Here is a 13,702-nt window from a genome sequence, read left to right on the forward strand (position 1 = left end):
ATTCCTACAGGGCTGCTTCTGGAGCAGGCTTGGAAGCGTCAGTGGTGTTCAGTTGGACACGGTAGGTGTCGCCTCCGGTGTACGGGTTCTGCTCTTCCATCGCCCGGATTTCGTTCGGGTTAAGCGTCCCCATCGACCACATCTTGTAATAAAACTCGGCGCGATCGCGGGCCGCACCACGCATCAGCGCGTTCGGCAGGAATTTGGCATAGATGCCCTTGGCCCGGTCCTCGCGCGTCAGCAGGTGCTTGTCGATCGACTTCTCGATCCGCCGGAACCAGGGCTGCAGCGTGTACTTCACGTGCGCCAGGAACATCTGCTCAGCGCTGGCGTAGGTAGCTGCCTTGTCGGCGTGTCCGATCATGATGGGCATCACTCGGAACGACCTGCAGATCTCCTCGATCTGATGTCGGCGCGTCTCCAGGTGCTGCGCATCGACGCCTGTCATCGACGTCGGCGTCCATTTGGCCCCCATGTCCAACACGAAAGGCTTAAAGCGGTTCTCACCTGCGATCTGCGCCGCGATCCACGTACTCAGCTTCTTATACTGCTGGTCGTCGAGCTTCTGCTCGACCGAGTACATGCCGCTGGTCTGCGCGCCATTCGCATGCAGCTTCGCGTGAGCTTCTTCCATGGCCATCGCCAGGCCGATCGCCTCGCGCGCCATTCGGACTGCCGCCATCCCTGTCTTGGTGTCGACCGAAGGTCCACGCAGGTGCCAGATCGCCTCTGCGGGGAAATCCTTGTGCGCGCCGCTGGTGGTCAAGCAGGAATAGGTCGGTACAAAGTCGTCCCAGCGCTCCGCAACGGACCCCGGGGGGAACGGAATCAGCTCTTTGATACTGCCCCTGACCTTGTTCTTGAAGGAGTAGAAGTTGCCCCCGAGCGCAGCCTGGATGACCGCGTTCTCTACGAAATCGAACCCCGTCTGCCAGTCGTTGGGGCCGACGTCAAGCAGATCGGCGAGCGGGTGTTCGCGCTCTTCGTCGCTCCCACCATCTTCTCGCTTGCGGAAGAGTTTCAATGGCACCTGCGCCACATCTTCGGAAATGACACGCACGCACCCAAGGACCGCTGTCACTTCGAGCGACGATGCCAGCGTCACGGACTGACCCGAGCGCGATTTTGCGAAGGCCACCAGCTCGCTCCAGAACGATTCCTTGAATGCCTGGTTCTTCGGGCCCGATGCGGTCGGAACGAAAATCGACATTACGCCCCCGCTTTCGCGCGCTGGCTGTTCACCGCAGCGACCACGCCGCCCACAATGAGCAGGAGCCCGGCCACAATCACGCCGGCCGCTGGGTTCAGCATCCCCACACCGTAGGCGAGCGCGCCGGCGCCGCAGACGATCAGCGCGTCGGGAACGATCTTGGTGAGTTTCTTCATGGTGTATCCCAGAATGAGGTGGTTGCGACTTCGCCGCTGATTGCGCGCGCGACGCCCATGATCGCGGCCACGGGGCCGTCGATCTTCTGCTCCGGCTTCTCCTTGCGCGGATAAATGTTGTCCTTCGCGCCCAGCTTGGCGACGACGTTGGACATCATCCAAGTCAGCATCGGATTGCCGTCGTGGTGCACGCGCCCAGCCTTGATCGCGCTCTCGAATTCCTTCATCGGCAGCGACAGGTTCTTGACGGTTTGCCCGAGTTCCACCGCGGTGACGCCGTTTTTCGTGAGCCGCTGCTCGAGCTGGGCGGCGCGGTACGGGTCGAAGACAACTTCGTCCGGCCCGAACTCCGCGACCCGCGCCAGCATGTCCTCTTCGATGAGGTCGAAGTCGATCTCCGCGCCGTCGTGCTGCTGCAGGTAACCCTCGATCACCCACTTGCGGTAGGCGTTGGCGTTCTTCTCCGCGTTCTCGATGGCGAATTCGGGCAGGTAATAGTCGCCGAACAGGTAGAAGTGCTGCTTGCCGTCGATTTCGCGGACGAAGATCAGCATCAGCACGCAGACGTCCGAACGGCTCGCCAGGTCCAGGACCAGATAGCAGCGCTCGCCCTTGAACTGCTCACGGCGCAGCGTCCGGTCGGCGCACTTCGCCCATTCCAGCATGTTTAGCCAGGCCGACTTCGCCGAGCACCAGATGTTCAGGTGCTTCGTCTTGAATCGGGTCTGCTTCGCTGCGCTCTGCATCGCCTGTCGCTGCTGCGACAGCAGGAAGTCCTCGTCGACCGAGATGCCGAAGTTCGGGTTTGCCTTGCGCAGCGCGGCCGGGCTCGTCCAGTCGTCTTTTTCGTCGATCGTGTAGATCAGCGCGAACAGCTCGGGATCGTCCAGCACGCCCTCGAGCACCTTCTTGGCGTCCTGCTCCTGGTCGAAGCACGGACCTGCGATGTTGAAGCCGGCCGTCGTGATCATCAGGAGCAGCGGCTGCTCTCGGGCGCCCATGCCGGTCTCCATCGTGTCGACCAGGTCGGAGCTATCGTGCTCGTGGTATTCGTCCACGATCGCGCAGGACGGCGACGCGCCGTCACCCGGCTTGCCGATAACCGGCTCGAAGCGCGAACCGTCCTCGGGCACCAGCAGCGCCTTTGCCCACACCTCCGCGCCCAAAAGATCCTGCAAGTCGGGCGTGCGCTCGAGCATCTGCTTCGCCGGCCGGAATACCTCCCAGGCCTGCTTCTCATTCGTTGCGCCGGAGTAGACTTCGGCACCGAACTCGCCGTCGGCCGCGAACATGAACAGACCCAGGCCCGAGCCGATGATCGACTTGCCATTCTTCCTTGGGACTGCAAAGTAGGCCTTGCGGAACCGGCGCCGGTCGTTCTTCTTGATCTTCCAGCCGAAGAGCGAGATGAAGGCAAAGCACTGCCATGGTTCGAGCTTGATCAGCTCGCGCTTGCGTGCCCACTTGCCCTTCGTGTGGGGCATGAGCGACAGGAACTTGCAGACCTTGTTGGCGGCAGCCTGGTCGAAGTAGTACGGGTAGGCCTTGCGCTTGCTGGCCTTCAGGTCGTCCAGGTGTCGCTTGCACGCGAGCTTGACCCATTTGCACGCGATGATCTTTCCTCTGACGACTGCCTGCGCGTACTCCAGACCGATGCCGACATAATCGGCGGCCGTCATCAGTGCGCCTTCTTATCGCCCAGGAGCTCAGCGAACGCGTTGACCTTCGGGGCCTTCTTCGCGGACACACGCGAGCGGTCGGCCGGCGTCATGCCAAGCACCGCCAGCGCCGTGCGAATCTGGGCCAGCTGCGCCGCCGTCACATCCGGATCGGGCGTCACGCGGAAGTACGCGACCTGGCGCGCGGCCAGCTCGACGGCGATACGGTCGGTCGCCTGCAGCACAGACGCCGGCAGCGCGGCAACGATCTCGTTCCACACCGCGCGCTGGGCGGGGCTGAAGTACTTGGGTGGCGCCGGGTCGAACTCGGCCGCCTCGAAGTCGTCGCGGCGACGCGCCGGATCCTTGTCGAAAGCACCCCGAGCCTCCAGCACCGCCGAAGGGGTTCGGGGTTTGGGCATGCTGCAACTCCTGAAAGTTGAAAGTTTGAATTGCGGAAGAAAAAATAAAACTAGCTAGTCGGTCATGACCGGAAGTTGCTCTAGAGAACTAGACCGCCCCTCCCCTCTCCGCCTGGGTTTTCGCCCGATGGCATGGCCCACAGACGGCCTGGAGCTGCGAATCGGCCTCGATCTGTTCTTCGGTCCACCCTAGCTCGCGGGCCCTTGCCTTGCTCGTTATGTGGTCCACCTCGGTGGCGACGACGATGCAGCTCGGGCCCTTGATCTGACACAGCCCAAAGTCTCGCTGGAGGATGCGCTCGCGGCGCTTTTGCCACTGGTAGCCATAGCCGCGCTGGGCGCTGGTCTGGCCACCGTTGCTACGCACCCATCCGGATGACTGCTTGACGTGCTTCTCGCAATAGCCTGGCGTGTCGACCAGCTTGCCGCAGCCGACCTTTCTGCAAATGGTCTTGGGGCGTGCAGCCATCAGTCAGCAGGCGGCACCAGCGCCGCAACGTCGTGCAGCAGCATGCCCGGCTTGCCGTAGCCCTTGGCCCGCAGGATCTCGAAAGCGCGCTCGGCGTCGACCAGGCGCTCGCAGAGGCTGTCGATGGCAGCGCCGTCGGTGACGTGGAAGACCAGCGCCGGGCGGTTGCCGGTGACGGCGCGCACCATCAGGTGGCGGTAGTGCATGGCGGCCATGCTCATGGCTGCACCTGGGCCGCCTGCGCGCGCTTGCGCTGCACCGTGTACCGCAGCCACTCCAGCTCTTCTTCGATGCTGATGTGCATAGCTGACCTCGAAATGAAAACCGCCGACTGCATGGCTGCATCGGCGGCTGTAGTGTAATCAAAATTAGTTACGAAAGTGCTTGCTCATGTAATCAATAATGATTACAATAGTCTCATTGAAACACACAACGGAGGTGCGGTGAAGCAAAGCGAGTTTGTCAGGTGGCTCAAGCAGTTCGGAGCAACTTTCGAAGAGGGTGCAAACCACACGAAGGTCAAGCTGAACGGCAAAACGAGCTTCCTGCCGAGACACCCGAGCAAAGAGATAAAGACCGGGACAGTCGAAGCGATCAAGAAACAGTTGAACCTAAAGTGAGGATGCCCCGAAAGGGGCTTCCAGCTTAACCGCACCACCCTACTTGCTCTATTTATCGTACCCAGAAGGGACACTATGAAATATCCAGCGACCTTTACTCCCGCCGAAGAGGGCGGTTTCGTCATTACTTTCCGCGATATTCCCGAAGCGATCACGCAAGGGGATGACGAGGCGGAGGCAGTCTTTATGGCGCGCGACGTACTGCGCGAAGCCATGGGAGTCTACTTCGACGAGAAGCGCGCTGTACCGGCGCCTTCCAAACCCCAGAAGGGCGAACGCCTGATCGACTTGCCGTTGAGCGTGGCGGCCAAGGTACATCTACTCAACGCGATGCTGGCGCAGGACGTCGCTCCATCCGAGCTGGCCCGACGCCTCGGCACCACCAGGCAGGAGGTGAATCGTCTCACCGACCTGGAACACGCGACTAAGATCGACCGCATCGCCGAGGCCATGTCGGCCATGGGACGCGAGCTGGATCTGGTCGCGCACTGAAATAACGAGTACCGCCGCTCCGGCGGCGATCGAACCTGTGTTACGGTTATCACTCCAATAACTATTCTAGGAACTGAAATGGATTTCCAACGCTTGCAGTTTGCGGCCTATCTACGCGATGCGGCTTTGAAAAAGGTTGCGGAAGACACGAAACACATGCCGCCCGCAGCTGCGAAAGAGTACCGCGACGAGAATCTCATCGAAATTGCGACGGAGATTTTCAAAGAGGTAGATGACATTGCTAACTCAGCTCAAGACGTCGAGAACGAGCGTGCATCGCAGCGTTTGGCCGAGTGGGCCTCCGGAACCGACTAAAACGAAAAAGCCCGCGACCTGTTGAAGGGGCGGGCTTTCTCTTGGCGTGCGAATGGCTGCCAACGGCAACCATCCAGCAATTCGCAATGTAGAGCTCAATTATAGATCAGTGGAAATTTAATGTGAGAAATTATTTACTGTTGGAATTTTGATACACGGAAAGGACAGCGCTAAGCGCGTCCTGCGCCGCGGCCAGACGCTGGTCGAAATCGTCGGGATGGAATCGCACCAGCGCTGCGATAAAACCCTTCCTCTGCCCGTCGACGTACAGCAGGCCCAGGATGCGGCGCTGGTCCAGGCTCAACCTGACCATTGCGCGCCCGATCAGCACCGCGTCGGCGGTATCGATCGCGCGTTCGCCCAGCATCATGCTTGACGCCGTACCCAGTTCAGCGCGCCGCAGCGACTCGCAGATGGCGCCGGTCATGCAGGCCGCCGCCACCGGCCCCTCCGACGACTTCGCCCACCTGCCCCAGTTCTCGCAACGCTGTGTGATGCCACTGCGGTCCGGGCCGGGTGCCGGTGCCGGCGCTGAAGGTTCGGCGCGCGGCGCCGCCGTGGCGTACGGCACTTCGGCAAAATCGTCAATGCGCCGCGCGGGCGTGCCGGCCGGGCGCCAGTTGAGGGTGATAGTTTTGCGTTGCTCGATCAAGTTGCCTCCACCCATGCTTTACCGTTAAAACGAATGACGCCCCGCTTCTGCAGCGCGCGCAGGCGCTCGTCGATGACGCGCGGCGGCGGCACCGGCCGGCTCAACAGGCCCCGCGTGCACAACGGCCACGCCAAGTTACGCAACCCACTCGCATCTGTGTCGAGCTGGCGCATCGTGGTGCGGCCGGCCCGGATCTGGGCCAGCAGGGCCTGGTCGAACTCGTTAAATTTATCGAACTGCATAGTGCATCCTCCTGTATTTCTGCTGACCATTAATAAACCGTAGAGCCTGAATCTACGGGCGCGCTTTGATGGTCTGTGTCATTTTTGTGGCACTCAAATCCAGCAATAGCGCTGATTCGTTCCTGAGCCTGCGCGGCCACGTCAAGGTTCTTCTCCAGGTATCCCATCGTGGTGGTGAAGCTCTTGTGGCGCATGACCCGCTGCACGGTCTGGATGGGCACACCGGCCTCGGACATCAGCGTGGCGAACGTCCCGCGCAGGCGGTGGGGCGTGATTCCCTTGACGGCGCAGGTGTCGTTGGCGCGGCGGATCGCCTGGCGCGCGAACCCGGACGCGAAGGCCTGGCCGTCTGGCCTGGCCACGATCAGGCCGGCGGGCTGGCGTCGCCCCTCCAGGTGCTCGCGCAGCCATGTCGCCATCGGCAGCGGCTCGGCCTCCCTGCCCTTTGTGATGCCGGGCGTGTAGGTCTTCCGGGCCCAGTCGATCCACTCCCAGCGCGCGGTGATCGCCTCGCCCTCGCGCAGGCCCAGGCCGAACATCAGGCGCACCGCCGTGCCGATCGCCGGCGCGTGGGCGGTGGCCTGGTCGACCGCGGCGAACCACGCGCGCGCGGCGGCCAGCGGCAGGATCGAGCGCGGCCGCTTCTGCACCTTGAGCATGGGCACGTGCCACGGGATCGCCGCCAGCATGCCGCGCTTGACCGCCCACATGGTCAGCAGCTTCAGGATCCGCAGCCAGTGGTTCGCGCTGGCCGGCTTGTGGTCGACCAGGTACTTGTTGCGGGCCAGCTCGACGTCCAGCGTGCTGATGGCGTTGATCGGCTTCTCGCCCAGGTCGAACATGTGCAAGCGGTAGAAAAGCTCGACGCTGCGCAGGTGCGCGGCGCTGGCTACCGGCCGGTGCACCTCAATCCAGGCCTGCGCCAGCTCCGCCAGGGTCGGCACCGGCTGGCCGCCGTTGGCGCGCAGCACGGCCGCGTCATATTCGCGCTGGGCCAGCTGCTCGGCGGCGCGCCGGCTCTTGAGCCTGGTGCTGCGCCGCACGCGCTCGCCGCCCACCTGAAAAGCGAAGTGCCAGACGTCACCGCGCTTGAAGACGTTCGCGCTCATTCCGCAGGCCTCCCACCGATTTCGATCAGCACCGCGCCCGGCTTCTTGCCGTACTCGCGCCGGATCGTCACCGGCTCGAACTGGCTGTCGTTCACGCCCAGGGCGTCGGCTACGCCGTCGAGCATCGGCTTGCAGGCGGCCAGCAGGTTATCGCGGTCGCGCGCGCGGCGGTCGGGCTGGATGAAGGTGATCGCCAGCTCGACCTCCTGGCCAGCAGCGAAGCGCACGCCGGCGCCGGCGGCGCGGGTCAGCAGCGCCGCATCCGTACGGGCGGCCTTGCGCAGCGCCACCGTCGCGGCCCAGTGCTTGCCCTTCGAGTTGTTCGGGTTCAGGCGCCGATCCGGGAACGGCAGCTCAACGGTGATGGTTGCAGACTTGCTCACGGCTCGAACCTTTCCCGGCCACGGCCGCGCGGCGCCGCCGGCGACGGAGTACCGCCCGTCCACTGCTCGAATCGACACGTGGCCCCCTCGAACCGGAGCGGGATGTCGCCCAGCGAGCCGCTGCGCTGCTTCCGCACCAGCACCTCGGCATAACCGCGCACGTCCTCGTTCTCGGGCTCGTACATCTCGGGGCGGTGCACCAGCATCACGATGTCGGCATCCTGCTCGATTTCGCCCGAGTCGCGCAGGTCGGACAGCATCGGGCGCTTGTCAGGCCGGCCCTCGACCTGGCGGTTCAGCTGGGCCAGAGCGATCACCGCGACACCCAGCTCCTTGGCCAGGGCCTTGAGGCCGCGCGAGTAGGATCCGATCTGCTCGTGTCGCTTCTCGCCCTCCCCGCCCGTCATCAGCCCGAGGTAGTCGACGATGATCACGTGCAGGCCATGGCGGCGCTTCCACGCCTTCGCCTTCATCCGCAGCTCGAGCAGCGTGATCGCCGGGGTGTCGTCGATCGCGAAACGGATGTCGTCGAGCTTGACCACGCCGGCCGTCACGCCCGCCCAGGCCGCTGAATCGTCAGGCCTGATCTCCCCGAGAATCGACGACAGCGCCACGCGCCCACGGTTTGCCAGTGCGCGGCTGGCGATCTCCTGGCCCTCCATCTCCATGCTGAAGTTCAGCACGCTGTAGTTCTCGGCCATGTTCAGGCCGATGTCGGACGTCAGCGCGGTCTTGCCCATGGACGGCCGACCCGCAACGATGACGAGCTGTCCGGGGCGCAGGCCGCCGTTGAACAGGCGATCGACCGACGGGATGCCGGTCGCCATCGCAAACGCGCGTCCCTCGGCGCGGTCGCTGATTCCGTCGACCACACTTCCCAGGATCTCGCGGATCATCTTCGGCTCGTTGCGCACGCGCCGCTCGGCCAGCGAGGTGACCATCGTTTGCATAGCGTCCAGGATCTCGTCGGCCGAGCGCCCTTTCGTGTTCTGGGCCAGGCCGTTGATCGAGTCGGCCACGTGCATCACGCCGCGCAGCAGCGCGCGGTCGACCACGATGGCGACGTACTTGCCGACGTTTGCCGCGCTGGGCACGGTCTGCGCCAGTTGGTTGAGGTATGGGCCCAGGCCCTGGATGTGCGCACCGCCGCGCGCTTCCAGGCCGGCCCAGACGCTTATCGGGTCCGCCGGCTGCCCAGCCATCACCAGCCGCATGATCTCGCTGTAGATCGCGCGATGGTCTTCACGGACGAAGTGTTTCGCCTGCAGGTCGCCCATCTTGTCGACGGCATCGTTCACCCTGAGCAGTGCACCGAGCACTGCCTGTTCTGCCTCGATCGACTGCGGGATGCCCGCGTGTTCTGCCATGTTGCTCATGCTGCTTTCCTGTCGTGTTGGCCGCTGGTGACGTCGGCGAAGCCTTTGCGGCTGATGATCCAATCGAACTTGGCGTGCGGAGGGATGGACGCGTTGTCTCGAACCCAAGGGAAATACCTCTCGACGAAGCCTGGCTTCTGCGAGAACGTGACGAACTCCCTGATCGCTGCAGCGCGGGCAGGCACGAAGAGCGTGGCCGACACGTCGCCAAGCTGGGCGCCGAGCGCGCGGTTGAACGCGTCGATCACAGCAAGCTCGTCGGCGCTGTAGGCGGCCTGCACTTCGTCGAGCCAGCCTTTCGCATTCAGCCATGAAGCCGGGTGCGGTACGAACTGCGGATCCACCCACCCGCCCGACGCCACCTGCAGCGCCAGGCTGGCCAGCATGTCGGCCAGCAGCTCTTCGCTTGGATTCAGCTGAGCGAACGCCTTCTCGGCGACGCCACGTGACCGCTTCTTCGGGTATGCCGCGTAGAAGCGCTCGAACCTGTCTGCCAGGTCGCCAGCGAGTCCCGTCTTGGCCCGGCCTTTTCGGCCTGCTGGGGTCTCGCCAACTTGATCGCGGTCCGCTTGCGGAGCGCAAGGGTTTTTCTTTTGGTGGTTGTCTTTTGGAAGGTTGTCTTTTGTGTGTACAAAGTCTGTCCTATCGACCTGCACAGAGTCTGTCCTAGCGGAGTGTGATTCCTGTACACCCTGTACAGAGTCTGTCCTAGTAGGACACGATGTGGACAGGTCATCCCCGAAAGCAGTGCCGTTCAAGTAGCACGTCGAATTGCGCAGCAATCCATTGCCCGCGTGCTGGCGGATGAGCGAAACCTCGGCCCTCTCTGCATCCTGGCGACTGTCGAATATCTGGATGACCTCCTTGATCAGCTGACTCTTTTCGATCGTCGAAATCCAATTTCCTGAGCCGACGTAGCGATCCTGATTCGGATGGCACTTACAGCTGCGAACACCAAGATAGAACTCGCCCGTAGCAGGCAGCGTTACGCGATAGACATAGTGCCTGTCAGCGGTCTTGACAATAATTCGCTTCGGAGTTCCATCGTCGATTTTCGCGTCTGCGATCCAGGTCCGCGAGTCCTTCTGAATGGATACGAGGCTGCCGTGCATTCCGGGTCGCTTGTTGATAATGTTCATGCGCGCCAGTTGATTCAGTACTTCGGTGACGTGCGTGCGATTCATTGCGCAAATGCTCGCGATCTGCGATGCAGACAGGTCGTCTTCCTTTTTGCCATAGCCGTAGGTTTTCCGGATGATCGTCATAACGACTTTCCACTGGTTCGCAGTAAGCCTGGCAGCAAGCAGCGCCTCCAGAAGCTCGTTGGCAATCCGGACAAAACCATCTTCGAGCTGAGGCGTGCTCATGCGCTGGCCGCCCCTTCCCTGGCCGCCTTCGCGCACGCGGCGCGCAGCCGGCGCCGAGCCGAATAGACCTTGCGCCTAGCCGACGCTAGGGCCTGCTTCTCGTCCATGGTGTACGCGATGATGGCGATGTGTTCGTGGTTGCGCGGGTTCAGCGCCCCTTTAATGCTGCCGTGGCGGCCCTCGTACTCGCGGAGCTTGCGCACGTAGATGCCGTGCAGCTCGGTAACGGCCTGCTCGGCGCGCCATAGCTCCAGCGCCAGGGCGCCGGCATTGATCAGTGCGATCAGTTGTGGAATTTGGGCGTGCAAATGCCCTGCGCCGGCCGGATGAGCGGCGACGGTCGTATTTGCTTTCATTAAAGCCTCTTAGTTTCTAAGCGCTGTCGACTCAGCAGTGATGCCGTATAGCTCCGGTGCTAGACGCTCTGCAGGAACCCCCAGCAGCCGCGCTGCTGCACATACCCTGCGCGGCGGGAGCTCGCCCCGCTTCGACCACTTTGAGACGGCCTGAGGAGTAACCCCCAAATCAGCTGCCAGTCGATTATTGCCGTAGGCTGCAATCTGCTCGATAAGGAAAGTGTTCATGAGACGATTATCAATCGTCGGTTGATGAATGTCAACCAATGGACGACCGATGCGTCAGAGATATCAACCAGAAGATGTTGCGCGCAACGGAAAACCGTGTGAAAATCAACGGATGGTTGATAAACAAAATACATTTGCTGCACGCCTAAGGCGCCTTCGCAAAAGCCGCGGCCTCAGCCTTGCTGCACTGGCAGAGAAGGTTGGTGTATCCGCGCAAGCGGTTCACAAGTGGGAGAACGGCGGGCAAGTTGACCCTGCTCGGCAAACGGCTCTAGCACGGGCACTTGATGTGTCGCTCGAGTGGATCCTTGATGGAGAGGGCTCTCCTGACGACAAATTGGATCTTACCGCTGATCTCCCACCGATGCCGAAGGCTATCTCGATCGGCGAATCTAGCCTAGTCCCGTTGATGTCTGCTGAGTATATGCTTCAATGGCTAATCGGAAACGGCTCTAGAATCAACGGTCTGCAGTGGCTAACATGCCCTGCGCCTCATGGTCCGAGAACATACGCCTTGCGCATTTCTGACGCTAGTATGGAGTGCCGCGAAGGAGTGACCTCTTATTCTGAGGGCGACTTTATCTTCGTCGATCCGGATAGAAAATATCAGTTGAACACTCGGGTCGTGCTTTTCGACCATACTGCGAAGAACGACTTCAAAGCCATAGTTCGGGAGTTTTTTGCCGAGGATGGGAAGCTCTATATTCGTGCACTCAACCCAGCATGGCCGGATTCAAAGCGAGAGCTTCTTGACGACGACACTCTTAGCGGGACAGTTATTGGGACGTGGAGACCTGAACCTGGCATCGAATGAAAAAGCCGGCGAAAGCCGGTTTTTTTTCGCCAGCCCGAAGCTCGGTTGATATTTTTCGAACTTTTGGTTGACGTTTTTAAACCGGTTGATGTAAAGTTGATCCATCGAGTTAGATGTCAACCAGCAGGCGACCAATGAGCGTACCACAGCAAGCAGTATCAAATCACAAACAGGCCGACTTGGTCATCGTCCAGCAGGGTGAGCTCATGACGACCACGGTCGCGATCGCTGGCGGTACGGCGAACTCCCACGAAGCGGTGATCAAGCTGGTGCGGACGCACCTCTCAGATTTCGAAGAGTTTGGAGGGGTCCGATTTGAAATCGAACCCTTTGCGACGGCCGGCGGCCAGCAAAAGCGCGAGATCGCTTTTCTGAACGAGGATCAGGCCGTGCTGCTCATCACCTACATGCGCAACAACGTGATCGTGCGCCGCTTCAAGGTGGCCTTGGTCCGTGGCTTCTCCGAGATGCGCCAGCAACTCAACACGCCTGCGGCACCAGCTCTCCCAAACTTCGCAGACCCGATCGCAGCAGCGCGCGCTTGGGCTGACGCCAAAGAGGCCGAGCGCGAACAGGCTGGCCGCGCAGCGCAGCTGGAGCATCAAGTCGCTGAGCAGGCGCCGGCCGTCGCCGGCTTCGAGCGAATCGCCAGCGCCAGCGGCAGCCTGTGCATCACTGACGCAGCGAAGAACCTGCAGACGGGTCCGAAAAGGCTGATCGACCTGCTGCTCCAGCAGAAGTGGATTTATACCCGCCCGGGGAAGAAGGGCTACCTGGCCTACCAGGACAAGATCCAGTCCGGACACCTGACCCACAAACAGAGTGTGTACGAAGACCCCAAGACCTGTGAGCAGAAGGTCAGCGACCAGGTGCGCGTGACGCCACGCGGCCTAACCAAGCTGGCCCTGCTGCTCGGCGCCGAGACTGGCCCGCCCGGCCGACGTAATGCGCTGACGACTTAACCAGCGCCATCCCAGAAACAACGAAGCCACCCGGTGTTCCCGCACCGGATGGCCCCTTACGCCCGCAAACTTTGGAGAAAGATTATGGCGAATGTTAATTGTAGCACTACGGCAACACAACGCGCAACGTCAGTGACTGACGTGCCCCCACTTCATCGCCCGTTCACGTGGCTGCACGGCGCGATGGAGGGCAATGCAAGCGCGCAGTTCGCGGCACAGGTGATGGAGGTTGCCGCCGGCTCCAAGGTGATCTCGCAGATCATGCGGCGCCACGTCCAGGACCTTTACAACATCGCGGACGAGACGCCAGGCGTGGTGCCGCTCATGTCGCCCAGCGACATCGATGCGCTAGCCGGCCTTGCATCCACCGCGCTCGACAGCCTGTACAACGCCGCGGCATCGCAAATTGCCGCCCTTGAACAGAACGCATTGAAAGGAATTCGGGCATGAGCGCCATGAACTCGCTTGTTCAAAACGTCGGCCGCGCCGCCTATGAGATGCCGAATTTGCTGCGCCGCCTGGGCGATCCGGATGGTATCGCACCTTTGACCGAAGAACAGCGCCAGATCGCCGATGCGGTCGAGACCCATGCCTACAACGCGACTGAGGCCATCCTCAACGGACTGGAGGCGATCGGCGTCGTGATGAGCGCAGCGGCTCGCAGCCAGGACGGAATCGATCAGCGCAACGTGGCCGACTTGGCTGACTTGGTTAAGCATTTGGCGGTCGAGATGCAGCACCTGCACGACGTCGAGTCGAATATGGGCGCGCTGAAACGCCTGTCGAGCATTGCTGAAAAGAACACTGCCCCGGCGCCGCGCCAGCGCGCAGCGGTCCGCGCCTAAGGCAAC

20 protein-coding genes are annotated in these 13,702 nt (G+C 61.9%); 7 read left to right on the forward strand and 13 right to left on the reverse strand.

From position 1 onward, the window contains the following. Nucleotides 1-4: 4 nt before the first annotated feature. The 6 genes from SOM28_RS06425 to SOM28_RS06450 all read right to left on the reverse strand — a co-directional run bounded on the left by SOM28_RS06425 (nucleotide 5) and on the right by SOM28_RS06450 (nucleotide 4,156). Nucleotides 5-1,210, reverse strand: coding sequence for a phage portal protein (locus SOM28_RS06425; protein WP_320467597.1), 1,206 nt, complete (start codon nucleotides 1,208-1,210; stop codon nucleotides 5-7). After that, complete coding sequence (locus SOM28_RS06430; RefSeq protein ID WP_320467598.1) at nucleotides 1,210-1,386, reverse strand: hypothetical protein; 177 nt, start codon at nucleotides 1,384-1,386, stop codon at nucleotides 1,210-1,212. Before SOM28_RS06430 ends, SOM28_RS06425 begins: the two co-directional genes overlap by 1 nt. After that, nucleotides 1,383-3,065 carry a terminase large subunit gene (locus SOM28_RS06435; protein ID WP_320467599.1) on the reverse strand — a complete coding sequence of 561 codons (1,683 nt, stop codon included), beginning with the start codon at nucleotides 3,063-3,065 and terminating at the stop codon, nucleotides 1,383-1,385. Before SOM28_RS06435 ends, SOM28_RS06430 begins: the two co-directional genes overlap by 4 nt. Next, complete coding sequence (locus SOM28_RS06440; protein WP_320467600.1) at nucleotides 3,065-3,466, reverse strand: phage terminase small subunit; 402 nt, start codon at nucleotides 3,464-3,466, stop codon at nucleotides 3,065-3,067. Before SOM28_RS06440 ends, SOM28_RS06435 begins: the two co-directional genes overlap by 1 nt. Before the next feature lie 88 nt (nucleotides 3,467-3,554). Next, nucleotides 3,555-3,935, reverse strand: coding sequence for an HNH endonuclease (locus SOM28_RS06445; protein ID WP_320467601.1), 381 nt, complete (start codon nucleotides 3,933-3,935; stop codon nucleotides 3,555-3,557). After that, a complete protein-coding gene (locus SOM28_RS06450) occupies nucleotides 3,935-4,156 on the reverse strand; it encodes a hypothetical protein (protein WP_320467602.1) in 222 nt (73 codons plus the stop codon). Before SOM28_RS06450 ends, SOM28_RS06445 begins: the two co-directional genes overlap by 1 nt. Before the next feature lie 222 nt (nucleotides 4,157-4,378). On the opposite strand from SOM28_RS06450, the gene SOM28_RS06455 reads away from it, so the two are divergent. The 3 genes from SOM28_RS06455 (at nucleotide 4,379) to SOM28_RS06465 (ending at nucleotide 5,362) form a co-directional block, all read left to right on the forward strand. Further along, entirely contained in the window at nucleotides 4,379-4,555 is a 177-nt protein-coding gene (locus SOM28_RS06455) for a type II toxin-antitoxin system HicA family toxin (protein ID WP_320467603.1), read from the forward strand. A 75-nt stretch (nucleotides 4,556-4,630) separates the two neighbouring features. Next, nucleotides 4,631-5,047, forward strand: a complete 417-nt coding sequence (locus SOM28_RS06460) for a type II toxin-antitoxin system HicB family antitoxin (RefSeq protein ID WP_320467604.1) — start codon at nucleotides 4,631-4,633, stop codon at nucleotides 5,045-5,047. Nucleotides 5,048-5,125: 78 nt separating this feature from the next. After that, a complete protein-coding gene (locus SOM28_RS06465; protein WP_320467605.1) occupies nucleotides 5,126-5,362 on the forward strand; it encodes a hypothetical protein in 237 nt (78 codons plus the stop codon). A gap of 130 nt (nucleotides 5,363-5,492) precedes the next feature. On the opposite strand, the gene SOM28_RS06470 is transcribed toward SOM28_RS06465, so the two are convergent. The 7 genes from SOM28_RS06470 to SOM28_RS06500 are packed head-to-tail and all read right to left on the reverse strand — an operon-like array spanning nucleotide 5,493 to nucleotide 10,847. After that, nucleotides 5,493-6,014, reverse strand: a complete 522-nt coding sequence (locus tag SOM28_RS06470) for a hypothetical protein (protein WP_320467606.1) — start codon at nucleotides 6,012-6,014, stop codon at nucleotides 5,493-5,495. After that, the gene (locus SOM28_RS06475) at nucleotides 6,011-6,256 is read right to left on the reverse strand and encodes a hypothetical protein (RefSeq protein WP_320467607.1); all 246 of its coding nucleotides are present in this window, start codon (nucleotides 6,254-6,256) and stop codon (nucleotides 6,011-6,013) included. Before SOM28_RS06475 ends, SOM28_RS06470 begins: the two co-directional genes overlap by 4 nt. A gap of 29 nt (nucleotides 6,257-6,285) precedes the next feature. Further along, nucleotides 6,286-7,365 (reverse strand): tyrosine-type recombinase/integrase, encoded by a 1,080-nt coding sequence (locus tag SOM28_RS06480; RefSeq protein ID WP_320467608.1) that lies wholly within the window; start codon nucleotides 7,363-7,365, stop codon nucleotides 6,286-6,288. Further along, the gene (locus SOM28_RS06485) at nucleotides 7,362-7,748 is read right to left on the reverse strand and encodes a RusA family crossover junction endodeoxyribonuclease (RefSeq protein ID WP_320467609.1); all 387 of its coding nucleotides are present in this window, start codon (nucleotides 7,746-7,748) and stop codon (nucleotides 7,362-7,364) included. The genes SOM28_RS06480 and SOM28_RS06485 overlap by 4 nt, the downstream gene beginning before the upstream one ends. Continuing rightward, a complete protein-coding gene (gene dnaB / locus SOM28_RS06490; RefSeq protein ID WP_320467610.1) occupies nucleotides 7,745-9,124 on the reverse strand; it encodes a replicative DNA helicase in 1,380 nt (459 codons plus the stop codon). The genes SOM28_RS06485 and dnaB overlap by 4 nt, the downstream gene beginning before the upstream one ends. After that, nucleotides 9,121-10,491, reverse strand: coding sequence for a replication protein (locus SOM28_RS06495; RefSeq protein ID WP_320467611.1), 1,371 nt, complete (start codon nucleotides 10,489-10,491; stop codon nucleotides 9,121-9,123). The genes dnaB and SOM28_RS06495 overlap by 4 nt, the downstream gene beginning before the upstream one ends. Beyond that, nucleotides 10,488-10,847 carry a hypothetical protein gene (locus SOM28_RS06500; RefSeq protein ID WP_320467612.1) on the reverse strand — a complete coding sequence of 120 codons (360 nt, stop codon included), beginning with the start codon at nucleotides 10,845-10,847 and terminating at the stop codon, nucleotides 10,488-10,490. Before SOM28_RS06500 ends, SOM28_RS06495 begins: the two co-directional genes overlap by 4 nt. A 277-nt stretch (nucleotides 10,848-11,124) precedes the next feature. Here SOM28_RS06500 and SOM28_RS06505 point away from each other — a divergent pair, with 277 nt between their 5' ends. From SOM28_RS06505 to SOM28_RS06520, 4 genes are all read left to right on the forward strand, one after another. Beyond that, a complete protein-coding gene (locus SOM28_RS06505; protein ID WP_320467613.1) occupies nucleotides 11,125-11,889 on the forward strand; it encodes a helix-turn-helix domain-containing protein in 765 nt (254 codons plus the stop codon). A gap of 134 nt (nucleotides 11,890-12,023) precedes the next feature. After that, nucleotides 12,024-12,851: a phage regulatory protein/antirepressor Ant gene (locus tag SOM28_RS06510; protein WP_320467614.1), complete on the forward strand. Its 828-nt coding sequence runs from the start codon at nucleotides 12,024-12,026 to the stop codon at nucleotides 12,849-12,851. A gap of 132 nt (nucleotides 12,852-12,983) precedes the next feature. Then, a complete protein-coding gene (locus tag SOM28_RS06515; RefSeq protein WP_320467615.1) occupies nucleotides 12,984-13,301 on the forward strand; it encodes a hypothetical protein in 318 nt (105 codons plus the stop codon). Further along, on the forward strand, nucleotides 13,298-13,696 hold the full coding sequence (locus tag SOM28_RS06520) for a hypothetical protein (RefSeq protein WP_320467616.1): 399 nt from the start codon (nucleotides 13,298-13,300) through the stop codon (nucleotides 13,694-13,696). The genes SOM28_RS06515 and SOM28_RS06520 overlap by 4 nt, the downstream gene beginning before the upstream one ends. Nucleotides 13,697-13,702 lie beyond the last annotated feature (6 nt).

Origin of the sequence: Massilia sp. CFBP9026 (assembly GCF_034045165.1) — a bacterium.
Lineage (GTDB): Bacteria > Pseudomonadota > Gammaproteobacteria > Burkholderiales > Burkholderiaceae_D > Telluria > Telluria arenae.

Bases quoted from the DNA above. Each gene is read 5' to 3' on its own strand.
- SOM28_RS06430 (WP_320467598.1), bottom strand. From the start codon at position 1,386: ATGAAGAAACTCACCAAGATCGTTCCCGACGCGCTGATCGTCTGCGGC.
- SOM28_RS06440 (WP_320467600.1), bottom strand. From the start codon at position 3,466: ATGCCCAAACCCCGAACCCCTTCGGCGGTGCTGGAGGCTCGGGGTGCT.
- SOM28_RS06460 (WP_320467604.1), top strand. From the start codon at position 4,631: ATGAAATATCCAGCGACCTTTACTCCCGCCGAAGAGGGCGGTTTCGTC.
- dnaB (WP_320467610.1), bottom strand. From the start codon at position 9,124: ATGAGCAACATGGCAGAACACGCGGGCATCCCGCAGTCGATCGAGGCA.
- SOM28_RS06435 (WP_320467599.1), bottom strand. From the start codon at position 3,065: ATGACGGCCGCCGATTATGTCGGCATCGGTCTGGAGTACGCGCAGGCA.
- SOM28_RS06450 (WP_320467602.1), bottom strand. From the start codon at position 4,156: ATGAGCATGGCCGCCATGCACTACCGCCACCTGATGGTGCGCGCCGTC.
- SOM28_RS06510 (WP_320467614.1), top strand. From the start codon at position 12,024: ATGAGCGTACCACAGCAAGCAGTATCAAATCACAAACAGGCCGACTTG.
- SOM28_RS06475 (WP_320467607.1), bottom strand. From the start codon at position 6,256: ATGCAGTTCGATAAATTTAACGAGTTCGACCAGGCCCTGCTGGCCCAG.
- SOM28_RS06445 (WP_320467601.1), bottom strand. From the start codon at position 3,935: ATGGCTGCACGCCCCAAGACCATTTGCAGAAAGGTCGGCTGCGGCAAG.
- SOM28_RS06480 (WP_320467608.1), bottom strand. From the start codon at position 7,365: ATGAGCGCGAACGTCTTCAAGCGCGGTGACGTCTGGCACTTCGCTTTT.
- SOM28_RS06500 (WP_320467612.1), bottom strand. From the start codon at position 10,847: ATGAAAGCAAATACGACCGTCGCCGCTCATCCGGCCGGCGCAGGGCAT.
- SOM28_RS06465 (WP_320467605.1), top strand. From the start codon at position 5,126: ATGGATTTCCAACGCTTGCAGTTTGCGGCCTATCTACGCGATGCGGCT.
- SOM28_RS06425 (WP_320467597.1), bottom strand. From the start codon at position 1,210: ATGTCGATTTTCGTTCCGACCGCATCGGGCCCGAAGAACCAGGCATTC.
- SOM28_RS06495 (WP_320467611.1), bottom strand. From the start codon at position 10,491: ATGAGCACGCCTCAGCTCGAAGATGGTTTTGTCCGGATTGCCAACGAG.
- SOM28_RS06505 (WP_320467613.1), top strand. From the start codon at position 11,125: ATGCGTCAGAGATATCAACCAGAAGATGTTGCGCGCAACGGAAAACCG.
- SOM28_RS06520 (WP_320467616.1), top strand. From the start codon at position 13,298: ATGAGCGCCATGAACTCGCTTGTTCAAAACGTCGGCCGCGCCGCCTAT.